General features: G+C 65.2%; 7 protein-coding genes. 1 reads left to right on the forward strand and 6 read right to left on the reverse strand.

Going from position 1 to position 9249, the window contains the following annotated elements; genetic code table 11:
• Positions 1-667: 667 nt before the first annotated feature.
• The 4 genes from tal to ISS20_RS21245 form a co-directional block, all read right to left on the reverse strand.
• Positions 668-1618, reverse strand: coding sequence for a transaldolase (gene tal, locus ISS20_RS21230; RefSeq protein ID WP_209817769.1), 951 nt, complete (start codon positions 1616-1618; stop codon positions 668-670).
• Positions 1619-1625: 7 nt separating this feature from the next.
• Complete coding sequence (locus ISS20_RS21235) at positions 1626-2708, reverse strand: ABC transporter ATP-binding protein (protein ID WP_291439316.1); 1083 nt, start codon at positions 2706-2708, stop codon at positions 1626-1628.
• Between the two features lie 28 nt (positions 2709-2736).
• A complete protein-coding gene (locus ISS20_RS21240) occupies positions 2737-4887 on the reverse strand; it encodes an iron ABC transporter permease (protein ID WP_291439324.1) in 2151 nt (716 codons plus the stop codon).
• A gap of 96 nt (positions 4888-4983) precedes the next feature.
• The gene (locus ISS20_RS21245; RefSeq protein WP_121943770.1) at positions 4984-6012 is read right to left on the reverse strand and encodes an ABC transporter substrate-binding protein; all 1029 of its coding nucleotides are present in this window, start codon (positions 6010-6012) and stop codon (positions 4984-4986) included.
• A 255-nt stretch (positions 6013-6267) separates the two neighbouring features.
• Between ISS20_RS21245 and ISS20_RS21250 the strand changes: the two genes are divergently transcribed.
• A complete protein-coding gene (locus ISS20_RS21250) occupies positions 6268-7113 on the forward strand; it encodes an SIS domain-containing protein (RefSeq protein WP_056058413.1) in 846 nt (281 codons plus the stop codon).
• Positions 7114-7138: 25 nt separating this feature from the next.
• Here the strand turns inward: ISS20_RS21250 and ISS20_RS21255 are convergent, their stop codons facing one another.
• Positions 7139-8122 carry a tripartite tricarboxylate transporter substrate binding protein gene (locus tag ISS20_RS21255; protein WP_291439320.1) on the reverse strand — a complete coding sequence of 328 codons (984 nt, stop codon included), beginning with the start codon at positions 8120-8122 and terminating at the stop codon, positions 7139-7141.
• Positions 8123-8251: 129 nt separating this feature from the next.
• Positions 8252-9184 carry an FAD-binding protein gene (locus tag ISS20_RS21260; protein WP_291439322.1) on the reverse strand — a complete coding sequence of 311 codons (933 nt, stop codon included), beginning with the start codon at positions 9182-9184 and terminating at the stop codon, positions 8252-8254.
• Between the last annotated feature and the right edge of the window lie 65 nt (positions 9185-9249).

The following is a 9249-nucleotide window of genomic DNA, read 5'->3' on the forward strand; positions in this document are numbered from 1 at the left end:
CTGTCTGCGTCCCCTGCGCTTCGCTACGGGGCAACCTGCGGTGCTCGGGTTTGGCGGGGTCTCGCTCGAACTCGCTCCGTTTCACTTCGCTCAGACAATCGCGAGCCCTGATCCGCCAAACCCTGCGCTCCTCGGCGCATCCAAAGGGGCAAAGGGAGCAGAACATCCACTCGGGCCATCGCTGCGCTCGGCCCCACCTCGCGGGCGCACGCGCCACGCGCTGCGCAAACTGGGCCGAGCGCAGCGATGGCCCGAATGGATGTCCGGCTGTTTGGATGTTCGGCTGTCCCCCCCTGCTGGCTGCGCCTGCGGCGGGGCGGTTGCGGGGTGGCATGGGCGTCGGAGCGCCCATGCTTCGTAAACTGACTCGCCGCAGTTGTTTGAACGGAGCGCCGCAGGCGCGCAGTGAGTTCTGTGGCGCACCCCGCAACCGACACGCAGCAGGTTTGCCCCTTCGCACAGCGAAGGGGTCGCAGACTGGGGGTCGCCTTTCTTTTGGGTACTTTTCTTTGGCGAAGCAAAGAAAAGTACCTCGCCTGCCGGGGCGACAACCCGGCTCCCGCCCCAAACACAAGCATGCAGCCCGATGTGCTCGCAATAGCCCAGCAAAAACAAAAGCGGCCAGCACCTGCAACCCAGGCACCAGCCGCTCAAAAAACCTCCGACTTCAAGCAGCGAGAATCAGCTTCTCCAGCTTCACAGCATCCACCGCAAACGCCCGAATGCCCTCGGCCAGCTTCTCGGTCGCCATCGCATCCTCATTCAGCGCAAACCGGAACCCCGCCTCGTCATAGTTCACCGCAGGCAGGTCCATCGCCTTGGCAGCCTCCGCATCCAACGCCCGCTGCAACGGTGCATCACTCGCAGCCAGCTGCGCCAACAGCTCGGGCGCAATGGTCAACAGGTCGCACCCGGCCAGCGCCGTGATCTGACCCACATTGCGGAAGCTCGCGCCCATCACCTCGGTGGCAATGCCAAAACGCTTGTAGTGGTTGTAGATCTGCGTGACCGACTGCACGCCCGGGTCGTTGGCGCCCGCGCGCGCGGCCTCGTCCCAGCTTGCACCCGCCTGCTTTTTGTACCAGTCGTAGATGCGGCCCACAAACGGCGAGATCAGCTGCACCTTGGCCTGGCCGCAGGCCACGGCCTGGGCAAAAGAGAACAGCAGCGTGAGGTTGGTGTGGATGCCCTTGCGCTCCAGCTGGGCGGCGGCCTGGATGCCTTCCCACGTGGCCGCGATCTTGATGAGCACGCGGTCGATGTGGATGCCTTCGGCCTGGTACAGCTCGATGATGCGCTCGGCGCGCGTGACGGTGGCGCTGGTGTCAAAGCTCAGGCGGGCGTCCACTTCGGTGGAAACACGGCCGGGCACGTGGGTGAGGATCTCGCAACCAAAACGCACCAGCAGGCGGTCGATCACCTCGTCCATCGCACGCCCTTGCCACTTGGCGACGGTGTCCTTGAGCAGCGGCGCGTATTCGGGCTTTTGCACCGCCTTGAGAATCAGCGAGGGATTGGTCGTGGCGTCCTGCGGACGGAACTGGGCCAGTTGCAGAAAGTCGCCAGTGTCGGCAACCACGGTGGTGAACTGTTTGAGGGCGTCGAGTTGGTTCGTCATGGCGCCATTATTCCGCATTGGTCCGGCCGCCTTCGGTACTACCAACCACCGATACGCCGTGGGCACCCAGACTCAGCTGCACTTCGTCACCCACGGCCAGCACATCGTCCAGGTCGGACGAGACCACAAAGATGTGGCCGAGCGGGGTGTCGAAGGTGTATTCGTGCACCGCGCCCAAATAGGCCCGCTTGTCCAGCCGGGCGGGCAGCAGGCCCCCGTCCTGGCGGTGAATGCGCCAGGCCTCCGGCCGCACCGCCACCTTTACCGGGCCGCTCTTCACCGCCATGCGGGGGCGCAGCACCAGCGGGCCGAGAGCCACCGTGCCATCGGGGTCGGCCACGGCCGGGAACAGCATGGCCTCGCCCATGAAGCCCGCCACGAATTCGCTGTGCGGGGTTTCGTACAGCGCGCGGGGCGAGCCCTTCTGCGCAATCAGCCCCTGGTTCATCACGATGATCTGGTCGCTCACGGCCATGGCCTCGGCCTGGTCGTGTGTGACATAAGCCACCGTGAGCGACAGGCGCTGCTGCAGTGCGCGAATCTCTTCACGCATCTCGCGGCGCAGGCGCGCGTCGAGGTTGGACAAGGGCTCGTCGAACAGCAGCACCTCCGGCTCCAGCACCAGCGCGCGGGCCAGCGCAACGCGCTGCTGTTGCCCGCCAGACAGTTCGCTGGGCAGGCGGTCGTCATAGCCCACCAGGCCCACGCCGCGCAGCGCCTCCACCGCCTTGGTGCGCGCCTGCTCCTTGGGCTGGCCTGACATTCGCAGGCCGTACATCACGTTCTCCACCACATTCATGTGGGGGAACAGCGCATAGCTCTGGAACATCATGCTCACATTGCGCTGCGCAGGGCCCAGCGTGGTCACGTCCTGGCCCGCAATGAAGATCTCGCCCGAGGTGGGCGACTCCAGCCCCGCGATCATGCGCAAGGTGGTGGTCTTGCCGCAGCCCGAGGGGCCGAGGATGGTGGTGAGCGTGCCGCGCGGCACCTCAAAGCTGATGCCCTTGACGGCCAGCGCCGAGCTGCTGTCACTGCCGTAGCGCTTGGTGATGTTGCGGAACACGATGCCCGCGTCGCTGTTGTTCATGGCGTGTTTTCTTCTTTTGTCAGGGGGGTCAGTGCGCGGCGGGGGCGGCTCCGCGCCGCCCGAGCTTGCGGTCGCCCACCAGCAGCTGAATCAGCCCGATGGAGGCAGACATAAGGACGATGAGCACCGTGCAATAGGCCAGTGCCACGCCATAGTCGCCATTGCCCACGCGGCCGATGATGTAGGTGGTGGCCAGTTCGTTCTCGGCCGTGACGAGGAAGATCACGGCACTCACGGTGGTGATGGCGCGCACAAAGCTGTAGACCAGTGCTGCCACCAGCGCGGGTTTGAGCAGCGGCAGCACCACATGGCGCAGGGTCTGCACGCTGCCCGCGCGCAACATGACGGATGCTTCATCCAGCGATCGGTCCAGCTGCTTGAACGCTGCGGTGCCCGCCCGCACGCCCACCGGCAGATTGCGGAACATGAAGCACAACACGATGATGAGCGCTGTGCCGGTCAGCTCGAACGGCGGCACGTTGAACGCCAGGATGTAACTCACGCCCAGCACCGTGCCGGGGATGGCAAAGGCCAGCAGCGCGGCAAACTCGAACGCGCCTTGCCCTCGGAACTCGGTGCGCGCCAGCAGCCACGCAATGCCGATGCCCAGCGTGGCCGTGAGCGGCGCCGAGATGGCAGCGAGCTTGAGCGTGGTGAAGAACGAGTTCCACGCAGTGCCTGCCCACACGACGCCAAACTCGCCCCACTCCACGCTGAAGGCGGTGCGAAAGTGCGCCAGCGTGATGGTGTAGTCACGCCCCCAGGTCTGCACAAAGCCGCCAGCCAGCGCAAACAGGTACACGACGAGGGTGAACGCCATCCAGGGCAGCGCGATGGAATGCACCACGCGGCGCACACCGGTGGGCAGCGGCATGGCAATACCCGCATCGCCCTTGCCCGACACGGTGGTGAAGTTCTGCTTGCCCAGCAGCCCGCGCTGGATGGCAAACACCGTGAGCGCGAAGAACGTGAGGATCCAGGCCAGCGACGCGGCACGCCCCTGGTCGTACTGCGCACCGACGATGGCAAAGAAGATTTCGGTGGACAGCACCGAGAACTGCCCGCCCACCACGATGGGGTTGCCGAAGTCGGCCATGCTTTCGATAAAGCCCACCAGGAACGCATTGGCCAGGCCGGGCTTGAGCAGCGGCAAGGTCACCGTCATGAAGGTGCGGTGCGGGCTGGCGCGCAGGGTTTGTGCGGCCTCTTCCAGGCTGGGCGCCACGCCCTGCACCACGCCGCGCATGATCATGAAGGCGATGGGCGTGAACGCAAAGGTCTGCGCCACCCACACGCCCAGCCATCCGTAGAACCAGCGGCTGGGAGTGATGCCAAACGCATATTCCAGAAACTGGTTGAACACACCCGCCCGGCCAAACAGCAGGATGAGCCCCAGGCCCACCACAAACGGCGGCGTGATGATGGGCAGCAGCGCCACGATGTTCAGCGGCCGCGCATAGCGGCGCGAGGCGCGCTCGGCCATCAGGGCCATGAAGGTGCCCAGCAGCGTGGTGCTGGTGGCCGTCATCAAGCCCAGGAACAGCGTGTTCCAGGCCACACCGCAGCGCTGGCCGCCCGCCAGGCACGACAGGCTGAAGTTGCGCTCGTGCGCAATGCGCTCCCACACCACGGCCAGCGAGAACGGGCCGTCCTCCAGAAAAAACGCAGCCGACAGCGCCTTGAGCACCGGGAACACGATGAACAGCGCGAGCAGGCTGCCACAGCCCACCACCGCAGCCGCCACGAACAGATCGCCCTTGAAGAAGCCCCGCCGCGCCACCCCGAAAGACAGCAGCACCAGCAGCGCCGACAGCACCACAAACCCGCCCCAGCCCATGCCGGGCTGGCGCGCCCCCAGTTCGCCCAGGCTGTTGTTCATCCATTCAAACGCCCAGCCGCGCGCGCCAATCGCAAAGCCGCTGAGCAGCAGGGCCGCCAGCCCCAGTGCACCCCCCGCCACCAGCAGGGCACCCTGCTTGCGCCCGGCGGGCAGGCACGCCCCCAGGCCCGCCACCACCAGCCCGGCGAGGCCCAGCCACAGCCAGGGGCGCCCGAACAAGGCCGCCTGCATCAGCCCATTGGCGGCCTGCTCGCTGCTGAAGACCTGGCCCACCGCCAGCAGGCCATTGGCGTCCTGCTGTGCATACCAGGGGAACACCAGGTACCCCAGTACGCCCATGGCCAGCCAGACCCACAGGGGCCGGTTGACCGAGGCACCGGGAGTCCCGGTCCGAAGGGTTGCGTGCGCCGCCGCTGCTGCCGACACCACCACCCCTTAGCGCGTTGCGTTTTGCACGTCTTTTTCCCAGCGCGCAATCAGGCGGCGGCGCTCGGCGCTGGCGCCGTATTTGGCGTAGTCGTAGTTGATGAGCTTCATCTTGGCCGGATCGGTCATGCGCGGGTCTTTGGGCACCTGCGTGTTGCTGGGCAGCTGGAACTGCTTGGCCGCCAGGCCAAACTGCTGACCACCCGGCGTGAGCGCCCATTCATAGAACTTCTTGGCGGCCTCGGTGTTGGGGCCGTTCTTGACGATGCTCATGGAGCCCACCTCGGCGCCAGTACCTTCAGAAGGTGTGACCGAGCCCACAGGGAAGCCATTGACCGCCTCGGTGGTCACGTCGTGCACGAAACTCACGGACACCGTAGTCTCACCGCGTGCAACCGCCTTGACAGGCGCCGTGCCTGAACGGGTGTACGCGCTGATGTTGGGGTGCAGGGCCTTGAGGTATTCAAACGCCTTTTCCTCGCCCATGATCTGCACCAGCGTGGCGATCATGGTGTAGGCGGTGCCGCTGGATGCGGGGTTGGCCATCTGCACCTCGCCCTTGAACTCGGGCTTGAGCAGGTCGGCCCACGACTGGGGCGGGTTGAGCTTGCGCTTGGCCAGCAGCTCCTTGTTGTAGCCAAAACCCAGCGGGCCCAGGTACACGCCCACGGTGCGGTACTTGGAATCCGCCGCCTGCTTTTGTGCCCAAGGGTACAGCTGCGCCAGCTGGGGCGACTTGTATTCGAGCGTCAGGCCCTGCTCGGCCGCCTGCAGATGCGGGTCGCCTGTGCCGCCAAACCAGATGTCGGTCTTGGGGTTGGCGCGCTCGGCGTTGAGCTGCGCCAGCGCCTCGCCCGAGCCCTTGGCCGTCATGTTGACCTTGGTGCCAGTGGTCTTGGCGTACACCGTGGACATCAGGTTGCACCACTCGGCCTGCACCGAGCAGATGATGTTGACCTGGCCCTGGGCCCAGCTGCCCGATGCAGCGGCCACAAGGGCCGCACCGGCCAGAAGTTTTGTCAGCAAGGGTTTGCGCATGGAAGGCTCCTCAGTATCTGGATAACGTGATGGAGGATGCTATGCGTGCAGGGCCTGCCCGAGCCAGGGGGGAAACGCCCAGGCCCCGTGCAAGCAGGTTGAAAGGCAGGGATTGCGCGGACCCCATACCTTTGGGAACCGAGTTACATTAAACGCAGATGGCCCCACCACCGCGCGCACAGCCGGTGGATGAAGCGTCCACCCAAGCCCTTTCCAAGGCCCCCTGCGCAGCCTGCCCTGCCTTCACAGACTGACATGCTCGACCGCATCACCGCCTCCCTGCCCTCGCTGGCCCCCGCCGAACAGCGCGTGGCCAAGCTGGTGCTGACCGACCCCCGCACCTTCGCCCGCCTGCCCGTGCGCGAGCTGGCCGAGCGCGCGCATGTGAGCAAACCCACCGTGGTGCGCTTTTGCCGCAGCATGGGTTACGACGGGCTGGCGGACTTCAAGCTCAAGCTGGCAGGCAGTGTGAGCGAAGGCGTGCCCTTCATCCACCGCAGTGTGGATGCAGACGACAAGACCGGTGATGTGCTGGTGAAAGTGGTGGACAACGCCGTGGCAGCGTTCCTGCAATACCGCAACGCGGCCAGCACCGTGGCCATCGAACGTGCGGCCGAGGCCATTGCCGACACGTGGAAGAAAGGCAAACGCATCGAGTTCTACGGCGTGGGCAACTCGGGCATCGTGGCGCAGGACGCACAGCACAAGTTTTTCCGCCTGGGCGTAACCTCGATTGCCAGCAGCGACGGCCACATGCAGGTGATGAGCGCCACCCTGCTGGGCCCAGGCGACTGCGCCGTGATCATCTCCAACTCGGGCCGCACCCGCGACCTGATGGACGCGGCAGACATCGCCCGCCGCAACGGCGCCACCACCATCGTCATCACCGCCAGCGGCTCGCCCCTGGCCAGCACCTGCCAGATCCATCTGGCGGCCGACCACCCCGAGGGCTACGACCGCTACAGCCCCATGGTGTCGCGCCTCATGCATTTGCTGATCATCGACGTGCTGGCCACGTGCGTGGCGCTGCGCATCGGCAGCTCGCTGCAGCCGATCCTGCAGCAGATGAAGGAAAACCTGCGGGCCAAGCGCTACGCCTGAAACGTACGCGCTGGGGGGATCAGGCTCAGTCCAGCGTCACGCCCGCGTCGCGGATCACCTTGCCCCACTTCGTCGTTTCGGCAGCCAAGAAGGCATCACAGGCCTCAGGCGTGGTGCCTTCACCGAAGGTGCCCATGACTTCGAGCTTGGCTTTGGTCTCTTCACTCTGGATGATGGCGTTCACAGCGTCAGACATGCGCTTGATGATGTCGCGCGGCGTGCCTGCCGGGGCGATCATGCTGGCCCAGGTGCTGCCCACCATGCCAGGAATGCCCTGCTCGATGAAGGTGGGTACGTCTGGCAGCATGGGCAGCCGCTTTTCACTCGCCACGCCAATCAGCGTGATTCGGCCTGCCTTGGCGGGCTGAATCAGGTTGGGTGGCGGGTCGAGGAACAACGGCACCTGGCCGCCGAGCAGGTCGGTCAGCGCCGGTGCTGCGCCACGGTAGGGGATGTGCACCATGAAGGTCTTGGTGAGCGACTTGAGCAGCTCGCTGGTCAGGTGCGCGGCAGAGCCTGTGCCTGACGATGCAAAGCTCACCTTGCCCGGGTTGGCCTTGGCATAGGCCACGAGTTCCTTCACCGTCTTGAAAGGTGCGTTGGGCGCTACGGCAGCCACCAGCGGCGAGACACCCAGCAGCGACACGCCCACCAGGTCCTTGCGCGGGTTGTAGGGAAGTTTGGGGTAGAGCGTGGTGTTGGCCGTGAAGGCCGGGATCACCACGCCAAACGTATGCCCGTCGGGTGCGGACTTGGCGACGGCGTCCACGCCAATGATGCTGTTCGCTCCGGGCTTGTTGTCAATCACCACGGGCTGACCGAATTGCTTTTGCAGGCCCAATGTGAGCAGTCGCGCCATCTGGTCGGTAAAGCCACCGGCCGTGTACGGCACCACAATGCGGAGGGGACGGTTAGGCCAGGCGGACTGTGCCAGCGCTGGCAACGCGGCAGCTGCCAGTGCTGCACCGGTGGCCTGAACGATCTTGCGGCGGGAAAGGGATGTGCTCATGGTGTTGTCTCGTGCGTCGTTATTGGAATAGAAAAAAGCCGCAGCGCCCTTTCAAAAAGCGCATTCAGCTATATTTTTAATAGCATTTGATCCTATAGAAGTTGGACGGGTGATGATGCCCTGTGGATGTCAAACCGCCTTGACCAGTTCAGGCACAGCCGCAAACAGATCCGCCTCCAGCCCGTAGTCGGCCACGCTGAAGATCGGCGCCTCCGGGTCCTTATTGATCGCCACGATCACCTTGGAGTCCTTCATGCCCGCCAAATGCTGGATGGCGCCCGAGATGCCGGCGGCCACATACAGCTGCGGCGCCACGATCTTGCCCGTCTGGCCCACTTGCCAGTCGTTGGGGGCGTAGCCTGCGTCCACTGCCGCGCGGCTGGCACCCAAAGCGGCTCCCAGCTTGTCGGCCAGCGGGGTCATGACTTCGTCGAACTTTTCCTTGCTGCCCAGCGCCCGGCCACCCGAGACGATGATCTTGGCGGCAGTCAGCTCGGGCCGGTCGCTCTTGGCGATTTCGCTGCCCACGAAGCTGCTCTTGCCTGCGTCGGCGGTGGCTGCTGCGGTTTCCACCGCTGCTGCTCCACCGGTGGCGGCTGCGGCGTCAAAGCCGGTGGTGCGCACGGTGATGATCTTGACGGCATCCTGGCTTTGCACGGTGGCAATGGCGTTGCCGGCGTAGATGGGGCGCTCAAACGTATCGGCTGCGATGACCTTGGTGATGTCGCTGATCTGGGCGACATCGAGCTTGGCCGCCACGCGGGGGGCCACGTTCTTGCCGCTGGCAGTCGCCGGGAACAGGATGTGGCTGTAGTTGCCAGCGATGGCCAGCACTTGCGCGGCCACGTTTTCTGCCAGGCCGTGCTCCAGGCCGGGGGCGTCGGCGTGGATGACTTTGGCGACGCCGGCGATCTGGGCGGCTGCTTGTGCGGCTGCACCGGCGTTGTGGCCAGCGACCAGCACGTGCACGTCGCCACCGCAGGCCACAGCGGCCGTGACGGTATTCAGCGTGGCGCCCTTGATGGAGGCGTTGTCGTGTTCAGCAATAACGAGTACGGTCATTTGTTGTTCTCCTTAGATGACTTTTGCTTCGTTTTTGAGCTTGTCGACCAGGGCAGCCACGTCGG

The organism is Acidovorax sp., assembly GCF_016783915.1.
Taxonomy (GTDB): domain Bacteria; phylum Pseudomonadota; class Gammaproteobacteria; order Burkholderiales; family Burkholderiaceae_C; genus Acidovorax.